The sequence below is a fragment of the Streptomyces spongiicola genome, from assembly GCF_003122365.1.
GTDB classification, from domain to species: domain Bacteria; phylum Actinomycetota; class Actinomycetes; order Streptomycetales; family Streptomycetaceae; genus Streptomyces; species Streptomyces spongiicola.
The window spans coordinates 2,216,644-2,235,075 of record NZ_CP029254.1 but is presented as its reverse complement, the minus strand read 5'-3'; the positions used below and the strand labels follow the sequence as shown (position 1 = coordinate 2,235,075).

At 73.7% G+C, this 18,432-nt stretch carries 16 protein-coding genes; 5 read left to right on the top strand and 11 right to left on the bottom strand.

Annotated elements, in window-relative coordinates; all coding sequences use genetic code 11:
• Positions 1–32: 32 nt before the first annotated feature.
• The 9 genes from DDQ41_RS09655 to DDQ41_RS09610 form a co-directional block, all read right to left on the bottom strand.
• The gene (locus DDQ41_RS09655) at positions 33–824 is read right to left on the bottom strand and encodes an endo alpha-1,4 polygalactosaminidase (protein ID WP_109294124.1); all 792 of its coding nucleotides are present in this window, start codon (positions 822–824) and stop codon (positions 33–35) included.
• Positions 821–1,483: a spherulation-specific family 4 protein gene (locus tag DDQ41_RS09650; protein ID WP_109294123.1), complete on the bottom strand. Its 663-nt coding sequence runs from the start codon at positions 1,481–1,483 to the stop codon at positions 821–823. Before DDQ41_RS09650 ends, DDQ41_RS09655 begins: the two co-directional genes overlap by 4 nt.
• Positions 1,480–2,391, bottom strand: a complete 912-nt coding sequence (locus DDQ41_RS09645; RefSeq protein WP_109294122.1) for an NAD-dependent epimerase/dehydratase family protein — start codon at positions 2,389–2,391, stop codon at positions 1,480–1,482. The genes DDQ41_RS09650 and DDQ41_RS09645 overlap by 4 nt, the downstream gene beginning before the upstream one ends.
• Before the next feature lie 7 nt (positions 2,392–2,398).
• On the bottom strand, positions 2,399–3,112 hold the full coding sequence (locus DDQ41_RS09640; protein WP_109294121.1) for a sugar phosphate nucleotidyltransferase: 714 nt from the start codon (positions 3,110–3,112) through the stop codon (positions 2,399–2,401).
• 41 nt (positions 3,113–3,153) lie between these two features.
• Positions 3,154–4,155: an SDR family NAD(P)-dependent oxidoreductase gene (locus DDQ41_RS09635; protein WP_109294120.1), complete on the bottom strand. Its 1,002-nt coding sequence runs from the start codon at positions 4,153–4,155 to the stop codon at positions 3,154–3,156.
• Between the two features lie 335 nt (positions 4,156–4,490).
• A complete protein-coding gene (locus DDQ41_RS09630; RefSeq protein ID WP_262508409.1) occupies positions 4,491–5,861 on the bottom strand; it encodes a hypothetical protein in 1,371 nt (456 codons plus the stop codon).
• An 8-nt stretch (positions 5,862–5,869) separates the two neighbouring features.
• Entirely contained in the window at positions 5,870–7,381 is a 1,512-nt protein-coding gene (gene pelF / locus DDQ41_RS09625) for a GT4 family glycosyltransferase PelF (RefSeq protein WP_109294118.1), read from the bottom strand.
• Positions 7,382–7,511: 130 nt separating this feature from the next.
• On the bottom strand, positions 7,512–9,689 hold the full coding sequence (locus DDQ41_RS09620; protein ID WP_109294117.1) for a hypothetical protein: 2,178 nt from the start codon (positions 9,687–9,689) through the stop codon (positions 7,512–7,514).
• A 755-nt stretch (positions 9,690–10,444) separates the two neighbouring features.
• A complete protein-coding gene (locus DDQ41_RS09610; RefSeq protein WP_109294115.1) occupies positions 10,445–10,984 on the bottom strand; it encodes a hypothetical protein in 540 nt (179 codons plus the stop codon).
• A 455-nt stretch (positions 10,985–11,439) separates the two neighbouring features.
• Between DDQ41_RS09610 and DDQ41_RS09605 the strand changes: the two genes are divergently transcribed.
• The 5 genes from DDQ41_RS09605 (at position 11,440) to DDQ41_RS09585 (ending at position 16,915) form a co-directional block, all read left to right on the top strand.
• The gene (locus DDQ41_RS09605; RefSeq protein WP_109297647.1) at positions 11,440–12,183 is read left to right on the top strand and encodes an amino acid ABC transporter ATP-binding protein; all 744 of its coding nucleotides are present in this window, start codon (positions 11,440–11,442) and stop codon (positions 12,181–12,183) included.
• 75 nt (positions 12,184–12,258) lie between these two features.
• Positions 12,259–13,089, top strand: coding sequence for a glutamate ABC transporter substrate-binding protein (locus tag DDQ41_RS09600; protein ID WP_109297646.1), 831 nt, complete (start codon positions 12,259–12,261; stop codon positions 13,087–13,089).
• Positions 13,090–13,184: 95 nt separating this feature from the next.
• The gene (locus DDQ41_RS09595) at positions 13,185–13,850 is read left to right on the top strand and encodes an amino acid ABC transporter permease (protein ID WP_109294114.1); all 666 of its coding nucleotides are present in this window, start codon (positions 13,185–13,187) and stop codon (positions 13,848–13,850) included.
• Positions 13,847–14,761, top strand: a complete 915-nt coding sequence (locus tag DDQ41_RS09590; RefSeq protein WP_109294113.1) for an amino acid ABC transporter permease — start codon at positions 13,847–13,849, stop codon at positions 14,759–14,761. The genes DDQ41_RS09595 and DDQ41_RS09590 overlap by 4 nt, the downstream gene beginning before the upstream one ends.
• Before the next feature lie 633 nt (positions 14,762–15,394).
• Positions 15,395–16,915, top strand: a complete 1,521-nt coding sequence (locus tag DDQ41_RS09585) for a DUF6056 family protein (RefSeq protein WP_109294112.1) — start codon at positions 15,395–15,397, stop codon at positions 16,913–16,915.
• Here DDQ41_RS09585 and DDQ41_RS09580 read toward each other — a convergent pair.
• Both DDQ41_RS09580 and DDQ41_RS09575 read right to left on the bottom strand, forming a co-directional pair.
• Positions 16,890–17,306 (bottom strand): GtrA family protein, encoded by a 417-nt coding sequence (locus DDQ41_RS09580; RefSeq protein ID WP_109294111.1) that lies wholly within the window; start codon positions 17,304–17,306, stop codon positions 16,890–16,892. The genes DDQ41_RS09585 and DDQ41_RS09580 overlap by 26 nt on opposite strands.
• Positions 17,303–18,304: a glycosyltransferase family 2 protein gene (locus tag DDQ41_RS09575; protein WP_109294110.1), complete on the bottom strand. Its 1,002-nt coding sequence runs from the start codon at positions 18,302–18,304 to the stop codon at positions 17,303–17,305. Before DDQ41_RS09575 ends, DDQ41_RS09580 begins: the two co-directional genes overlap by 4 nt.
• Positions 18,305–18,432 lie beyond the last annotated feature (128 nt).

Below are 18,432 nucleotides of genomic sequence, written 5' to 3'. Positions count from 1 at the left end.
CACCTGGTACCCGGATACCCGGCGGGGCCCGTTCAGCACGGCCGGCGCCATGCGTCCAGCTCCAGCCGCTTGCGCATGGAGGACAGCCCGAGCCGCCGGGACTCGGCGCAGAAGTCCTGGTTGGCCAGCGCGTACTCGACGTGGAACACCGCCTTCCCGGCCTCGATGAACGGCGTGAGCTTCGCGCACTCGCCGTACTGGGCGCACTCCTCGTTGACCGCGAAGTCGAAGTCCCCGACCAGCTCCGCCACCTGGGGCAGGTCGTTCTTCAGCCCGACGGACAGGCCGCGGTCATGGGCGATTCGGGCGATCATGCGGTTGTAGGCGAGCTGGTCGGCGGCGGTGAGGGGGAATCCGGTGTCGTTGAGGTAGGCGTCCAGCAGATCGGGCTCGACCGCGTCGAAGCCCTTCTCCCGGCACATGTCGAAGCGCCTCTCCATCAGCGGGCGCAGCACGTCCAGCCGGCGGATGTCGAGCCAGCGCTCGCCCTCCCAGCCGTTCGGCCGCCCGCGTACGGAGACCGGGAAGTCCCCTTGGTCGGGACGGAAACGCTCCCAGGCACCGGCGTTGACGTAGCAGATGACCTTGCGCCCGTCCCGGTGCAGCCGTGCGACGTCGCGCGCGCTGTTCTCGAAGCCGTCGATGTCGTACACGGGCACGTCCGCGGACGACGGATCGGCGCGGCCGTCGAGCTGCCACTGCCACGCGGTGCCGGGCCGCGGCCGCCAGCGGGCTCCGTCCGGCTCCGGCGCACCGCCCGAGCAGCCCGCGAGCAGCAGCACGGCCGCCACCAGGCACAGCCGGGCGACGCGGCGGCGGTTCACCGCGCCCCCCCGTACAGCGCGGGCGGCGGTGAGCCCCAGGGGTTGGGCAGCGAGCCGGTGACCGCGCAGGACACCGCCGCCCCGCGTTCCCCGGCCGCCCGGGCGGCGACCCCGGCCAGCGCCGTCGGTACCTCGTACACCAGGTGGCAGAACCGCTCCGGCGGGTGGCGGGCCGTCCAGCGGGGCCGGGTGAAGGAGGAGAGATAGACCGGCCACGGGCCCTCGAACGTCACCAGCAGGTCCGCGATCCGGGCGAAGCCGGGTGCAGGGTGCACCCCGTGGTTGAGGACGACCGTGCCCGCGCCCCGCTGCCGCGCGGCGCGGACGAGCCGGCGGCAGCCGGGCAGTGCCGACCGGTCGGCCGGCACCTGGTCGAAGAAGCACCCGTCGGGGCCGTACCAGTCGCGGTGGCGGTCCAGATCGCCGGTCACCGCCGATTCCGGCCGCATCCCGTAGTCCAGGTCGACATAGCCGAGGACGAGTGTGCCGGCCGCCCGCAGGGTGCGGGTGGCGGCGGCGAAGGCGGGATCGGGCGCCGCCCCGGGACCGTCACCGGGGTTGAGTACCACCCCGTAGACCCGCGGCCCCGCGGCCGCGACCAGCCCCCAGGCCTCCGGGTCCGCCGCGGGATGCACATAGAGCGGGACGAGCAGCGTCATGCCACCGGGTCCGCCTTCCCGGGGGCACCGGTCGACGCCCACAGCGCGGCGAGGGAGTCCGCGAGGGTGAACCGCGGCTCCCAGCCGAGCGCGTTCCGCGCGGCCGAGATGTCCGAGCACTGCCAGGCCACGCCCGCGGACCGGGACGACCCGGCGCCGGCCTCCTCGATCCGGCCGCGGAACCCCGCCACGGCCACCAGCCCCCGCACCAGCTCCCGGATGGGAACGGCCCGGCCGCCGCCGATGTTGAGGATCCGCGGCAGCGGCCCCGCCGCGGTGGCCGCCGCGACGGCCCGGGCCAGGTCCCGTACGTCGACGAAGTCGCGATGCGCGGAGAGGTCGCCGAAGCGCACGACCGCGTCCCGGTCCCGGCCGGCCCGGCGCAGCCGCAGGGCGGTGCCGCCCGGCAGGCTCTTCGGCGCGGCGCCGGGCCCGACCGGGTTGCCCACGCGCAGCACGACCGCGTCCAGGCCCGACGAGGCGACGGCCACGGTCCCGGCCAGCTTGGTGGCCCCGTACGAGGCCGCCGGCCGGGTCGGCGCGTCCTCCGCCACCGGTACGCCGGGCTCGCACGATCCGTACTCGGCGGCCGAACCGAGGTGCACCAGCCGGGCCGTCGGCGCGGCCCGCAGCAGCGCCGCGCACAGCACGGCCGGGCCGCGGGCGTTGACCTCGGCGTCGGTCACCGGGTCGGCGCCGAGGGACCCCGCGCAGTTGACCACCGCGTCGGGGGAGAGGTCCGAGAGGTTCTCGGCCAGCCGCCCCGCGTCGGCCGTGGCGAGGTCGACGTGGAGGTCGGCGTCCGGTGACCGGCCGCCGCCGAACAGCCGCACGCCTTGCAGCGCGCCGAGCTGTGCGGCGACATGGCGGCCCAGGTACCCGGTGTGGCCCAGGACGAGGATGCGCATGACGGGTTCAGGCTCCCTTGAGCAGCAGTGACTGGTGCGTGGTGAACTCGGCGTTGGCCCGGTCGTAGTCGTCCGGCCGGCCGATGTCCAGCCAGTAGCCGTCGAACTCGTAGGCCTGCGGCGGTTTCCCGGCCTTCAGCAGGTCGAGCACGAGTTCGTCGAAGCCGAGCGGCAGCCCGGCGGTGTAGCCGTCGAGCGTGTCCAGGGACAGCCCGTACACGCCCATCGAGACGCGGTAGTCCATGGAAGGCTTCTCGGCGAAGCCGACCACCCTCCCGGCGTCCGTGGTGAGCACCCCGAAGTCGATGTGCACCTTCCGGGCGTAGGTGGCGATGGTCAGCGCCGAACCGCCCGTCCGGTGCCGGCCCAGGACGTCGGCGAAGTCGAGGTCGGTGAGGATGTCCCCGTTCATCACCAGGAACGATTCAGGCAGCCGGTCCCGCATCGTCAGCAGGGGCCCCATGGTGCCCAGTGGGTTCTCCTCGGTCGCGTAGTCGACGCTCAGCCCCCATCGGGAACCGCTCCCGACGTAGGCGCGGATGATGTGGCCGAGATGGCCGACGGCGATGGTGCAGCTGGTGAAGCCGCTCGCCGCCAGCTGGCGCAGCACGATCTCCAGGATCGCGTGCCGGTCGCCGATCGGGACGAGCGGTTTGGGCAGCGCGGTGGTGTACGGGCGCAGCCGGATGCCCTTGCCTCCGGCGAGAATCACTGCGTGCACGGTAGCCCCCTGTGAGTACGGTGGTCGGTGGTCCGCCGGATTCAGACGTTGTAGATTCCGGTCTTGTAGCGGGCGAGGTTGGCGGGGTCGCGGAAGAACTCCACCGTCCTGGCGAGGCCCTGCTCCAGGTCGAGTGCCGGAGTCCAGCCGGTCGCCTCCCGCAGCCGGGTCGCGTCCGCGACCAGCCGCATCACCTCGGAGTCCGCGGGCCTGATGCGCTGTTCGTCCTCCCGGATGTCCAGGTCGGTGCCCATCACCTTGCCGATCAGCCCCACCAGGTCCCCGATGGAGATCTCGCCGCCGGTACCGGCGTTGAGGGTCCGGCCGACGACCGCCTCGGCCGGTGCCGTACCGACGGCCAGGAAGGCCGCCGCCGTGTCCGTGACGTAGGTGAAGTCACGGGTGGGGCGGAGGCCGCCGAGGGTGATCGTGTGGTTCCCGGCGGCGACCTGCCCGATGACGGTCGGGATGACGGCGCGCATCGACTGGCGGGGGCCGAAGGTGTTGAAGGGCCGCAGGGTGACGACGGGGGTGCCGAAACTCGCGTGGTAGCTGTCCGCCAGCCGGTCCCCGCCGGCCTTCGACGCGGCGTACGGGGACTGGGTGTTGATGGGGTGGTCCTCGGTGATGGGCACGGTCTGCGCGGTCCCGTAGGTCTCGCTGGTGGAGGTGTGCACCAGCCGCGGGGTCTCCAGCGCCCGGACGGCCTCCAGCACGTTGAGCGTGCCCGTGACGTTGGTGTCCACATAGCTGTGCGGGGCGCGGTAGGAGTAGGGGATCGCGATGAGCGCCGCCAGGTGGTAGACGGTGTCGGCCCCCTCGGCGAGCGCGCGTACCGAGCCGGGGTCGCGGACGTCTCCCAGCACGATCTCGACCTGGTCGAGGACGTCCTGGGGGAGGGTCTCCAGCCAGCCGTAGGAGGAGAAGGAGTTGTACTGCGCCATGGCGCGGACCCGGTGGCCGGAGGCGACGAGGGCCTCGGTGAGGTGGGAGCCGATGAAGCCCTCGGCTCCGGTGACGGCGGCGAGCGGTGCGGTTGTCAAGTGATCTTCCTTTCGGAGGGGTTCCCTGAAGGGAGCGGTGGCGGGTGTGTGGCTGTGTGGCTGTGTGGCTGTGTGGTGTGTGGCTGTGCGGTCTGTGGCTGTGCGGTGGGGGTGCCGGAGGCAGTGGTAGGGGTGCGTCGGGCCGGTGGCGGTGGCGGTGGCGGTGGCGGTGGCGGGAGCGTGGCGGACGGCAGTTGCGTCCGACGGGTGGGGACGGCTGGTTGAGACGGCTGGTGGAGAAGGGGAGCGACGGACCGGTCCGCCCGCGGCCGCGCGGGCCCGTGGCCCCGGCGCGGCGGTCGCCGCGGGTGGCACCGGCCCGGCGGGCATCGGGGTCAGGAGTGCGCGGTGGGCCGGCCCAGGCACCGCACGGCGCCTATGACGAGCACCGCGGTGGCGGTGCCGCAGCAGACCAGCGGCCAGGCGGTGCCGGGTGGGCCGCCGAGCAGGGCGGTGGCGGCCACTCCGGCGGCCGCGGTGAGCGCGACCACGGCCGGGAACCAGGCGAGGCCGAACGCCTGGAGCAGCAGGGCGGTCCAGAGCAGCGCGGCGAGGGTCAGCAGGGGCGCCGGTTCGGCGCCGGTGAGCAGCGCCGCCAGGACGAGCGGCAGCAGATAGCCGCCCAGGCACAGGGCCAGCGTCCGGGCGGACCGCAGCCGGAAGACGGCCTCGTTCGCCGAGGCCCGCAGCGCCGCGACCGACAGTCCCCGGTAGCGGTACAGCAGCCATTCCGCGGGGCCCATGCTGACGGTCAGCGCGATGACGGCCCAGGGCTGGTGCCGGCCCACCGACACCACCAGGGTGCCCGCGGCCAGCCCGAACAGCCCGTACGGTATCGAGGCCGCCAGCGGTGGCCGGGTGGAGCCGCCTTCCGGGGGCGCGGCCAGCATCCCCCGGATCTCCCGGCAGGCGGCGGTGACCGCGAGCACCACGGTCAGCACCGGCAGCGCGACGCGCGGCAGCGTACCCGGGTCCCACCACGGCAGCACCGCCGCGCCCGCGGCCAGGGGTGCGAGCGTGCCGAGCAGCAGCAGTTCCCGGCCGCGGACCAGGAGCACCCCGGCCGCCGCGAGGTACAGCGACTGCCCCGCGCCGAAGAGAGCCGCCGGTCCCGGCCCGGCGACCGCGAGAGCGGCCGCCGAGGCGAGCAGCGCGCCCGGGGGAGCACCGAGGAGCAGCGTCCGGCCCGCCTCGCGCGGCCCCGCGGCCAGCCGCAGGTAGGCGCGATGGCTGAGGGCCTGCCCCCACGCCCAGGACAGCAGGCCCGCGGCCACCAGGGCGTACACCCCCCGGGGTGCGTGCCACAGCCCGGCGGTGAGCAGGTAGGCCAGTCCCGGCAGGGCGAACAGCGCGCCGCGCAGGGCGCACCGGACGTGGTCCGGCGCCCAGGGATCCGGCCCGCGCGGGGGCTCGGGGAAGCTGCGCGGCACCCGCCGGTACAGGTCGGCGGCGAGCGAGAACAGGCCGGGGTGCCCGTAGCGCTCCCGGATCTGCTCGCCCGTCAGGCCCTCGGACTCCAGCAGGGCCGCCACCTCGTAGGAGTGCACCGCGGGACCGATGCGTTCGGCGAGTTCGGCGGCCAGCACGTCCACCGGGTCGTCCTGCGCCCGTCGGCGCCAGGGCAGGCGCAGCGACAGGGTGCTGTCGGGGGCGGCGAGCCGCAGGGCCAGCGTGTCGCCCTGCCCGCCGTCGGGTTCGAGAGCCATCGGCCCGCTCATCCGGCCACGCTCCCCAGGGCGGCCTCGTCGCTCAGGGGGGTGCCCCAGGGGTCGGCGAGCCGGGTCCCGCGGACGGACAGCTCCAGGTAGAGGGCGCGGAAGGTGTCGATGGTCTGGCGGAGCGTGAACTGCTCGATCACCCGCAGCCTCGCCGCCTCTCCCATGGCCGCCCGGCGCGTGGGGTCGGCCAGCAGTTCCAGCGCGGCCGCCGCCATCGCCGCGGGATCGCGGGGCGGGACGACCAGCCCGGCGTCGCCGACGGCCTCCCGGACGCCGCCGACATCGGTGGAGACCGTGGCTCTGCCGCACGACATGGCCTCGATCAGGGTGAAGGGGAAGCCCTCGCTGATGCTGGACAGCATCACGACGTTACCCGCGGCGTACGCGTCCCTGATGTCGTCCACCCGGCCCTCGAAGGTCACGGCGTCACCGTGGCCGAGTGACGCCGCGAGGGCCTCGCAGCGCTCCCGGTAGGCCTCGCCGCCCCTCGGTATGCCGCCGAACAGCCGCAGCACGGCTCCGGGAAGGGCCGCGCGGACCTCGGCGAACGCCCGGATCAGGGTCTCCAGGTCCTTGATGGGGTCGACGCGCCCGGCCCAGCTGAGCGTCGGGCGCTCCGGCTCCGGGCCGGCCGCGGGAAAGGCCGCCGGGTCCACTCCGTTGTAGACGGTGCGGATGAGCCGGGGGTCGGCGCCGCCCTGCTCCTCCCACAGCCGGTTGTAGCGGTTGCCCGGTGTGATCAGGGCCGCCCGGCGGTAGCTCTCCTCGGCCAGCAGCCGGAAGAAGCCGAGCAGCAGCGCCTTCACCGGCCAGCGGTAGGGAGCGGTCCGGTAGCCGAGGTAGCGCTCGCGCAGATAGACGCCGTGCTCGGTCAGCAGCAGCGGTACCCCGTGGAGTTCGAGGGCGGCCAGCCCCGGCAGCACCGCGACGCCGCCGCTGACGGCGTGCGCCACTCCGCGCTCCGGCGGCCGGGCCGCGAGGGGACGCAGGGCGTGCTCCAGCAGCGCGGTCGCGGTGACGGCGTCGTGGAGGCTGGGCCGCGCCTCGCGGACGGTCAGACCGCGGCGGTTCCACACGGCGGTCAGGACGCGCAGGGCGCGGTCACCGCGCAGCGCCGGTCCGAGCGCCCCGTCCCGGGCGGCGTGCGCCAGTTCGTACAGGGCGGGGGAGAAGCCGTCCTCGGCGGCCGGGTCCACCAGTGCCGTGAGGAACCGCTCGTACGCGGCCATCAACCGGCGTTCCCGCCGGCCCCGCGGTGGTGAACCGGGTGGTGCGGGGCCCCACATGGGTACCGTGACCGGCTCGGCGACGTGCGGGGGCAGCTCCCATACGACGGACTCCCGTCCGGTGCCGGTCACCGCGACGACGTCGAAGTCGATGTCGGGCATGCCGCGGACGAGCTGGTCGCACCAGACGCTCACCCCGCCGTGGCTGTGCGGGTAGGTGCCTTCGGTGAGCAGGGTGACGCGAGCCGCGGCTCGGCGCGGCGCACGAGGCGATACGTGCATCGATGGGCTCCACGGCAGGAGGGCGCGAGTCTGCGGCGGGTTCCGGCCGCCCCGCCTGGTGTGGTGACGGCGTGCGGCGTCCGGAACCCGCTCCCTCGCGGGGCGAGCTGGTGCGGCCGGGTCGTTCGGGTCAGCGCTCGGTGCCGGCGGGCCGGCGCTCGGCGCCGGGGGACACGGGCCGTTCGGCGCCGGCCGGCACCGGGCCCTCCGGAGCGGGGGCCGTGGCCCGCGCGGGACCGGAGGACGGGGCTCCCGCAGCGGGAGCCGACGGCAGTGACAGGGCCACGCCGTCCGGGCCGGTTCCTGACGGCACGCTGCCGGAGACGGTGCCGGCGTACGGCTCGCCGAAGCCCGCCGGGCCGTCCGGGAGTACCCGGGTGGTCCCCGCCGGCATGGTGGCGCGGACCGCCGTACCCGGCGGAGCCGTGACGGTCACCGTGTCGCCGATCCGGTACGCCGTGACCAGCCCGGCCTTCACCGCGCCGTCCCACGCGGCCCGTTCGCGCAGCTCCTCCCCGACTTCGCTCATCCGGGGGTTCACCAGCGGGGTGTCGTCCGCGTACAGCTCCGCGTACCGGCCGAGGATCCCGTCCAGGACCGGGTACGCGATGCGGTCCTCGGCGAGGTTCGACTGGTGGATGAAGTGCGGCCGGGGGTCGTTGGCCAGGATGTGGCCCAGGGCGATCCGCGTCTCGAGGGGGACGATGTGGTCCGGGTAGCCGGTCGCCGGGTCGAGCGGGGCGTCGAGGCAGGTGGTCGTGGCCGAGTCCTCGCAGATGCCGCTGCCGCCCTGGGCCCGGCTGGTGTAGATCCAGTTGTACTCGTCGACCTGCTCCGCCTCGCGGCCCGCGTTGTAGAACACGTTCATGGGGTGGCGCGAGACGGTGAGCGCGGGACCGACCTGGCGCTGCACCGGGTCGCGGGAGTTGTCCGAGGCGAGCCAGCGGACGCCGTCGTCCGCGAGCGCGGGGGCGAGGTGCGGATTGTCCTCGGGCTGCTGCGGCTGCAGCCTGAGCCCCGAGTGCTCGCCCGTGACCAGCTCGCCGCTGTCCAGCGGCAGTCCCGCGCCCTCCGCCCACCGGCGGTTGTCGGAGATCTGCCGGGATATCTCGTCCCGCCCGACGTAGCGGACGGTGCCGTCCGCGTTCACGGCGCACTTCCAGGGCACGACGCTGACGTCCTGCTCGCAGCCCAGGTAGGGATGGTCGTAGGTGTGGTTGATCCAGCGGAACGCGTCGCGCTCCCCGGTCAGCCGGTCCGCCAGCGGGTCGGCTCCGTGTTCCTCCCGGTACTCCACACTGCCGCCGCCGTTGTACGCGAGGTCGAGGGTGAAGTCGCGGGACCGCGACCACTCGACCGCGTGCGTGGCGTCGCCGGGGGTCATCCTGATCGGGTCGGGTGTGCCCTCGCCGGGCCGGCAGTCGACGTCCCCCGGTGTGCAGTTGAGTTCGGTGTCCCAGCGGTCGTCGCTCGCGAACACGTCGTCGACGTGGACCGAGAACCAGTTGCGCGAGGTGCCCAGCCGGACTTCCTGCGTCATCCAGTCGACGATCCCCCGGGCGAGCAGCCGGAACTGCTGCTGGTACCGGTTGGCCACGAAGGTGACCACCAGTTCGCGGCGGCCGTCGTGCCGGTACTCCCCGACGAGCGAGCCCCGGCCGGTCCCTCCGGGGAGCGGGGCGTCGACGTAGGTGGTGAAGTCGGCGCCCGCCCGCGGCGTGGACAGGAAGCCCCAGCTCTCGTCCACCGAGGGGTCGTTGTCCTCGAAGGCGAAGGAGCCGTCGAGATAGCCGAAGGGCCCGGCCTCGCCGGCCGCGGTCACCTGCGCGGTGATGCCGTCCACGGGCCCCGCGTACCCGCCGTTCACCGGGTACTCCAGACCGGCCTGGGGCCGGGCGTAGGTGTACGCGTCGACCTGCGGGATCGCGTAGGTCCGCTCGTACGCCGCCAGGGCGGCCATCTCCGGCGAACCGGCGGGGAACGGGTTGTCGTTGGGCAGCACCACGGCCTGGTACCTCGCGCGCGGCCGGCCGTCGATCTCGTCCGCGAGGAATGCGGCGTCGATGACGGGCCGCGCCGCGTCCGAGAGATCGACCACCGTGTACGGAGTGCCCGCGCCGTCGAGTTCCGCGGCGATCGCGGCCGTGGCCGGGCCCCCGTCGGACACCACGAGCACCCTCAGGTCGATTCTCGGCGCCGGTTCGGCCGCCCGTACCGGCGACGCCGGCAGTCCGCCGAGCGCGATGGCGAGTGCTCCCGCGGCGAGCGCGGTCGTGCGTAAGGTCCGCCGGACGCGGATCCGCTTCATGCGGTGGTGTCCCTCCCCATGACCCCCGGCACAGCGGCGCGGCTGCTCCCCCCGGAACGCCGTGCCGCTATGCCCTGTCCCGAGACATAGTGGAGGCTGCGTGTGCGTTCTGTGCGTCTACGGTGAAACTTGACGGAAAAGCACAGGTGCCATGCGAACGGCGCGGAGCGGTCCGTACGCCGTGGAGCCCGGCGGGTACGGAGCCAGACGCTCGCAGCGGCCGGGGGGATGGACAAGACGCCGGGCTTGGGGGACGAGTGTTTTCGGCCAGGAGCGCCGGTGATGCCGGTGATGTCGGTGATGTTGGTGATGCCGACGGTGCCATGGAGTGCCGCAGCGGCCGGGAGTTCGGGAGGCCGCGAGTACAGGCGGTGCCGGGGAGGTGCCACCGGTGCGGGTGGTGCTCCTTGTTCTTCTGCGCTCTTCTGCGTTCTTCTGCGTTCTTCTGCTGCCGGTCGAGCCGGTCGAGCCGGTCGTGCCGGTCGAGCCGGTCGTGCCGGTGCCTGGAACGTGCCGGCGATGCGCCTGGGAGGTGCCGCGAGGCGGTCCGCGCACCCGGCCGGCACGGCCGCGCGTGTGCGGACCGCCGGCAGCGGCCGCCGGCGCGGGTGGGCCCGGCGGCCGCCAGGGTGTTCCGGGAGGCCGGGCGCCCCACGGAGGGCGGGGCAGGCCCGGCGGGACGCCCCGGCTCACGGCTCCCCGGGATCCCGGATTCTCGGGTTCCTCGGGTTCTCGGGTTCCTCGGGGTCCGCCGGTCAGGCGCCGGCGGGTTCCGCGGGCGCGCAGTCCACCCGGGTCTCCGGGAGGGTGTGGATGCCGTCCTTGGTGCTTTGCCCGTTGTCGTACTCGTAGTACAGGTACGAGTAGAAGCCGATGGTCCCGTTGCAGCCGGAGTCGGCGGCGACCTGGTACGTGAGCGTGACGGTCCGGGACGCGCCGGGGGCCAGCGGGATCTCGTAGTTGACGCCGAGCCCGGTCGAACCGGTGCCCGAGCACGAGGCGCCCTCGGCGGTGCAGGACACGAAGCTGTACTTGAGGTCCTTGCGCTGGGTGGTCGCCCAGGTCGGCTGGACCGACTGGTACACGAACCAGATGTCCGTGGGCTGGTTGTTGGTCAGGGTCATCGTCAGCGACACGGCTGAGCCGGGTGTGGTCACCGGCTGGTCGACGGTGAAGGCCAGGTCCGGTGTGTCGGCGGCGGCGGGCTGCGCCGCGCCCGCGCAGACGAGTGCCGTGGCGAGTGCCGTGGCGAGGGCGGCCGGCCGGCCGAGGCGTGTCAGGTGTGTGATGGGCATGGGCCGGGAGGCTAGGAGAGTGCCGGCTCCCGCGTCTGCCCCGCTCCGTGCGCTTCGCGCACCGCCCGGCCCGAAACCGCCGCGGCCGCGAGCGGGACCGCGGGTCCGGGCCGCAGTCCGCCTGGGCGCGTATGCGCCGGACACCGGCGGTGCAGGCGCACTCCGCATCCGGTCGCTCAACGTGTCCGGGGCGTCACTCAGCGGGAGCACGACAATGGCCTGTTCCGCGTCCGGGACACCCCGCGCCGCGCCTCCGCGTCGCGCCTCCGCGTCGCGCCTCCGCGTCGCGCCTCCGCGTCGCGCCTCCGCGCCGCGCCCTGGTCTCGCGCCCTGTTGTCGGCGGGCCCGGGGCACGCGGACGCCACCCGGCTCCCGGAGTGCGGACGGCCCGGAGCGGATGGACGATGAAGCCGACGAGCGGAGCCGCCGTGAGCGAGGAACCCTTCACCCCGGGCATGAGCAGCCGTGCGCTGGTCGAGCTGCACCACGTCGACAAGCACTTCGGCCCGCTGCACGTGCTCAGGGACGTCAGTCTGACCGTGGAACGCGGTGAGGTGGTCGTCGTCATCGGCCCGTCCGGCGGAGGCAAGTCCACGCTCTGCCGCGCCATCAACCGCCTGGAGACCATCGACTCCGGCGAGATCGCCATCGACGGCAGGCCGCTGCCCGCCGAAGGCAGGGAACTCGCCCGGCTGCGCGCCGACGTCGGCATGGTCTTCCAGTCCTTCAACCTCTTCGCGCACAAGACCGTCCTCCAGAACGTGACCCTCGGCCAGATCAAGGTCCGCGGAAAGGGCCGGAAGGCCGCCGAGGAGCGGGCGCGCGGCCTCCTCGACCGGGTGGGCGTGGGCTCCCAGGCGGACAAGTACCCCGCCCAGCTCTCCGGCGGGCAGCAGCAGCGGGTGGCGATCGCCAGGGCGCTCGCCATGGACCCCAAGATCATGCTGTTCGACGAGCCGACCTCCGCCCTCGACCCGGAGATGATCAACGAGGTACTCGAGGTCATGCGGCAGCTCGCCGGGGACGGCATGACCATGGTGGTCGTCACCCATGAGATGGGATTCGCCCGTTCGGCCGCCAACCGCGTGGTGTTCATGGCCGACGGCAGGATCGTGGAGGAGACGACACCGGACGAGTTCTTCACCGCCCCCCGTACCGACCGCGCCAGGGACTTCCTCTCGAAGATCCTCCACCACTGACGCCCGGCGCCCGCGTCGCACCCGTGCGCCGCCCCGGGACCCCGCACCCTCCAGCGATCCCCAGGGATGACCATCATGAAGCCTCGCAAGGTCTCCGCCGCGGCCGCCGCGGCGCTCACGCTCTCACTCGCCGCCACGGCCTGCGGATCGGGCGGCGGCGGATCGGACGACGGGAGGAAGCTCACCGTCGGCATCAAGTTCGACCAGCCGGGCGTCGGCCTGAAGACGCCGGACGGCGACTACGAGGGGTTCGACGTCGACGTGGCCCGGTACGTGGCCCGGCAGCTCGGCTACGCCCCCTCCGACATCGTCTTCAAGGAGGCCAAGAGCGCCGACCGCGAGACGCTGCTCCAGCGCGGCGACGTCGACTTCGTCGTCGCCTCCTACTCGATCAACGACGAGCGCCGTAAGAAGGTCGACTTCGCCGGGCCCTACTTCCTCGCCCACCAGGACGTGCTCGTCCGTGCCGGAGACGACTCCATCGGGTCCCCGGCGGACCTCAACGACAAGAAGCTCTGCTCGGTCACCGGCTCCACCTCGGCGCAGAACGTCAAGACCAGGCTCGCGCCACGGGCCCAGCTGCAGGAGTACGGCGGCTACTCCGAATGCCTGACCGGCCTGGAGAACGGCACGATCGACGCCGTGACCACCGATGACGCCATCCTCGCCGGCTACGCCGCGCAGGACCAGTTCAAGGACAAGTTCCGGCTGGGCGGCTTCAAACTGAGCGACGAGCTGTACGGGATCGGTGTGAAGAAGGGCGACACCGCACTCAGGAACGACATCGACGCGGCGCTGCGGAAGATGGTCCGGGACAGCGCGTGGAAGGAGGCCGTCGAGGCCAACTTCGGACCGGCCGGCTACCGGAGCGAGCCCCCGCCGGGCATCGCCGCCCCGGCCGGCTGAGGCGCCGCCCGACCGCCCTGCCCCGCCTGCTGAGACGCCGCCGGTTGAGACGCCGTCGGCCGACCCCGAGACGACCACCTCACAGAGGCGCAACCGTGTTCGACTTCCTTCAGGGTTACGACGTGCCGGGGGCGTTCTGGACGACCGTCCAGCTCACCTTGTGGTCCGCCGCCGGCTCCCTGCTCTGGGGCACCGTGCTGGCCGCGATGCGGGTCAGCCCGGTGCCCGTGATGCGTGGTTTCGGCACCTGGTACGTCAACGTGGTACGGAACATCCCGCTCACCGTGATCATCGTCTTCACGTCGCTGGGCCTGTTCCAGACCCTGGGCGTCAGCCTCGGCGCCGACACCTTCACCGTGATCAACTTCCGGCTCGCCGTGCTCGGACTGACCGCCTACACGGCCGCGTTCGTCTGCGAGGCACTGCGGTCCGGCATCAACACCGTGCCCCTGGGGCAGGTGGAGGCGGCCCGCGCCCTCGGGCTGGGCTTCACCCAGGTGCTCGGGCTCGTCGTCCTCCCCCAGGCGTTCCGCTCGGTGGTGGGCCCGCTCGCGAACGTGCTGATCGCCCTCACCAAGAACACCACGGTGGCCGCGGCCATCGGCGTCCCCGAGGCCGCGCTGCTGATGCGGGAGATGATCGAGAACGAGGCCCAGCTCATCCTCATCTCGGCCGTCTTCGCCGCGGGCTTCATCGTCCTCACCCTCCCCACCGGCCTCTTCCTCGGCTGGGTCGGCAAGAAGGTGGCGGTGAGGCGATGAGTTCCGTCCTGTACGACACCCCCGGGCCCCGGGCCAGACGGCGCAACACCCTGTACACGGCGGGCTTTCTGCTCGTCCTCGCCGCCGGGGCCTGGTGGGTGTTCACGGGCCTCGCCGGGAAGGGGCAGCTGGAGTGGTCCAAATGGGCGCCGTTCCTCACCGACTCCCGGGTGTGGACGACGTTTCTCCTGCCGGGTCTGGAGAACACCCTCATCGCCGCGGCGCTCGCGCTGGTCATCGCGCTGCCGCTGGGCGCGGTCCTCGGCATCGCCCGGCTGTCGGAACACCGGTGGGTGCGCGGCACGGCGGGCACGGTGGTGGAGTTCTTCCGCGCCATCCCGGTGCTGATCCTGATGCTGTTCGCCAACGCCGCCTACGCCGCGTTCTTCGACATCAGCCCAGACAGCCGGCCGCTGTACGCCGTGGTGACCGGTCTGGTGCTGTACAACGCCTCGGTGCTGGCCGAGGTCGTCCGGGCCGGCATCCTGGCGCTCCCCCGCGGGCAGTCGGACGCGGCCAGGGCGATCGGTATGCGCAAGGGCCAGACGATGCGGTACGTGCTGCTGCCGCAGTCGGTGACGGCCATGCTCCCGGCGATCGTCAGCCAGATGGTGGTCATCGTGAAGGACACCGCCCTCGGCGGCGCGATGCTCGGCTTCTCCGAGCTGCTGGCGTCGGTCCGGCCGATGAGCGCCAACTACGGCGCGAACACCATCGCCGGCTTCACCGTGGTCGCCGTCATCTTCATCGTGCTGAACTTCGCGCTCACGTCGTTCGCCGCCCGGCTGGAGAGCCGGCTGCGGCGCGGCCGGAGGTCCGCCGGCGCGGTGGTGGCCGCGGACGCGGTCGAGGAACTGGCGACACCGGGCGAGCATGTCGGGCACAGGCCGGAGCCGCCTGGACGGTCCTGACCCGCCGTCCGCCGTCCGCCGTTCGCCGTTCGCCGGCGCCGCCCGCGCCGTGCCGGCCCGCCGTTCGCCGGCGCCGCCCGCGCCGTGCCGGCCCGCCGCCCGCCGCGCCGCGCGGGCCGGAGCCGCCGAGCGGTGCCACCGCCGGACGGCCGCCGTCGGCGGTGCCTGTGCCGTCCGTGTGGTGGTTGCGACCGCGTCCCGGTGTGTTTCGGGTGCCGTCCGTGTGGTGGTTGCGACCGCGTTCCGGTGTGTTTCGGGTGTCGTCCGTGTGGTGGTTGCGACCGCGTTCCGGTGTGTTTCGGGTGCCGTCCGTGCGGCGGTTGCGACCGCGTTCCGGTGTGTTTCGGGTGCTGTCCGTGTGGTGGTTGCGACTGTGTCCCGGTGTGTTTCGGGTGTCGTCGGTGTGGTGGTTGCGATCGCGTTCCGGTGTGTTTCGGGTGTCGTCCGTGCGGCGGTTGCGACCGCGTCCCGGTGCGTTTCGCCTGAGCCGCGCGGACACCGGAACCGCCGAGCCCCGCCCGGGCAAGGCGACGCGCGCCCGCGGCGGCCGCCCGAATCCCATCGGGGCTTCTTGCTGAGCCGGATGACCGCCGGGCGGTTGAGCGCCCGGTCGCCGTGCAACTAGTCAGGGACATGGCCGTCGGTGCATCTCATACGACCGTTCCGCGGGAACCGGGCGACTCCTCAGGGCAGCCGGGCCGGGGCGGAGGCGGCCGGTGGTGGCCGCCCACCTCGCCCGTGACCGCACTCGCCCTGGTCCTCGCCGCGTTGCCGCTGGCGCTGCTGGCGGCCGCCGCCCGGCTCGGCCGACATGTGCGGCCCAGCGCCGACGAGTGGTGCTTCCTGCCCGTGGTGCGCGACCAGGGCATCGGCGGACTCGTCGGGAAGTTCTACGTCACCGACAACGGCCGGGTCGGCAACGGCCTGCTCGTGGGCCTGTACGCCCGGTTCCCGGTGGCGGGCCACCAGTGGTACGCGGCCCTGAGCGCGCTGCTCGTCCTGGCCGTGCTGTGGGCCCTGGTGGCCCTCGTACTGCGCCGGGCCCGCCAGTCGTCCCCGCGCGGGCTCCCGCTGCTCGTCGCCGCGACGGCCACCGCGGTGTTCCTCCTCGCCACCCCCAACACCTACAAGACCCTCTACTGGCCCGCGGGGTCCGTCTCGCACACCGTGGCCCCGGTACTGGCCTGCTCCGCCGTCCTCCCGGCGCTGGCGGCCGGGACGCGCCGGGGCCGGGCCGCCGCCCTGGCCGCGGCGGCGGTCGCCGGGGTCTTCACCGGCACCCTCTCCGAGGAGACCTCGGTCGTGGCACTCGTGGTCCTCGGGGGACTGCTGCTGTTCGGCCGCCGGCTCGTCACCGACCGGGCCTGGCCCTTCCTGCGGACCTGGGCGCTGATCGGCGCCGCCGGGGTCGTCGTCGGCACCGCCGTGCTCGTCACCTCGCCCGGGTCCCGCCACCGGCGCGAACGCTTCGGCGCCGGCACCGCCTCGGTCGTGGCCCCCGACTCCCTGGCGGCCTCGGCCCGCGGCTTCGCCGGCATCGCGGAGAGCGTCCTGACGACCTGGCAGTACGCGGGAGTCCTCGCCGCCGGGCTGCTGCTCGGCCTGCTCGTCCGCCCCTCCCGCACCGGCACGGCCGTGCTGCGCCCCTGCCGCCCGCTGCCGCTCGCCTGCGCGGGCCTGCTCGCCGTCCTCGTCTCCGGCTATCTGTGCACCGTCATCACCTATCCGGTCTTCGGCCCGCGCGTCGTCACCGCCGCCCGGACCTGGAACGACTACCTGCTCCTGTACGTCCTGGTGCTCGCGGGCCTCGGAGCCCTGCTGGGCCGGGCGCTGCGCCGCCGCGCCGCCCGGTCGTGGACGGCGGTGGCGGTGGCCACCGCGGCGGCACTCTGCGCCGTGTCCGCCGCGGGACTGGCCCCACCGCTGCACCGCCTGGGCCAGGACATGGGAGTGCGGGCCGGGCGGTGGGACCGCCAGGACGCGTCGCTGCGCGCGGCGGCCGCCCGCGGAGCCGAGGTGGCGCCGTACACCCCGACCCCGGTCGCCGGGATGCTCGAACCGTTCCGCGACGGGGGCCGTCGCGCCTGGCCCGCCCGGTGCGTCGCCGAGTACTACCGGCTGGACGCGGTCACTCGCTCGACGCGGGTTCCGTGACCGTCCCCGTCCGCCGGGCCCCGGACATGATCGCCCAGCGTGCGACCAGGAACGTCAGGGGCGTGGCGAGGACCCCGGCGGCGATCGCCGCGAGATGCTCGTCCACGCCCAGCCGGGTCACGGCCAGATGGAGCAGCAGCCCGCTGCCCACGAGACCGGCCGCCCCCGACAGCGGGTAGCGCGCGAACGCGCGCCACGTCGGCCGGGTCCGGAGGGTGACGCAGGAGTTGAGCAGGAACGATCCCGTCACTCCCACGCCATAGGCCAGGGCGTGCGCGGCCAGGTAGGGCAGCCACCTCAGCAGCAGCGCGTACACCCCGTAGTACACCCCGGTGTTGACCACCCCGACCAGCGCGAAGACGGCGAACTGCCGCAGGCCGGCGGCGTTCACCGGCGGGACCGGGACCGGGACCGGGGCCGCGCCGCGGCCGCCGCGGGGACGCCGTCCGGGTGACCGGGGGCGGGGGTGTCGGTCTCGGCCACGACGTAGTGCGGCCGCCGTTTCGCCTCGTGGTAGATCCGGCCGACGTACTCGCCGATCACGCCGAGGGTCGCGAGCTGGACGCCGCTCAGGCCGACGATGGCGGTGATGAGCGTCGCGTACCCCGGGGTGTCGACACCGTCGACCAGCGCGTTCACGACGATCCACCCGGCGTAGCCCAGGGCGGAGAGGAACAGCCAGAGGCCGGTGTGGATCGCCAGGCGCAGCGGACGGGTGTTGAACGACAGCAGCCCGTCGATGCCGTAGTCCACCAGCCGGCGGCCACCCCACTTGGAGCGGCCCGCGGCCCGTTCGGCGTTGCGGTACGCGAAGCCGGCCGTCGGGAAGCCGATCCAGGAGAACAGCCCCTTGGAGAAGCGGTCGCTCTCCGGAAGCGACAGCACGGCGTCGACGGCCCGGCGTGAGAGCAGCCGGAAGTCGCCCTCCCCGTCGGCGACCTCCACGTCCATGAAGTGCCGCACCAGCCGGTAGTACGCGCGGCTCAGCGCGGTACGCAGCGCGCCCTCGCCCGCGCGGTCGCGCCGGGCGACGACCTGGTCGTAGCCGTTGCGGTGCAGCTCCAGCATGCGGGGGACCAGTTCGGGGGGATGCTGCAGATCGGCGTCCATCAGCACCACCGCCTCGCCCCGGGCCATCCGCATCCCGGCGAGCAGGGCGGCCTCCTTGCCGAAGTTGCGGCTGAAGGAGGTGTAGCGGACGCACGGGGAACCGGCCGCGAGTGCTCTCAGCCGCTCCGCGGTCCCGTCGCCGCTGCCGTCGTCGACGTAGCAGATCTCGAAGCGCGCTCCGGTGGGCTCCAGTGCGGCGACGAGCGCCGAGTGGAAGGCGTCGATCACCTCGCTCTCGTCGAAGCAGGGGACGACGACCGTCAGCTGGGGGTGTGGCATCCCCCCAGTGGAACGCGGCCGGGGGCGGCAGGCCGTGGTACCTACTCCGCACGAGTGTGTCGGGGCGACGGGTCCCGGCGTCCACGGGCGGGGGCCGCCGGTGTCAGGGGCCGGGTGTTCGCGGCCCG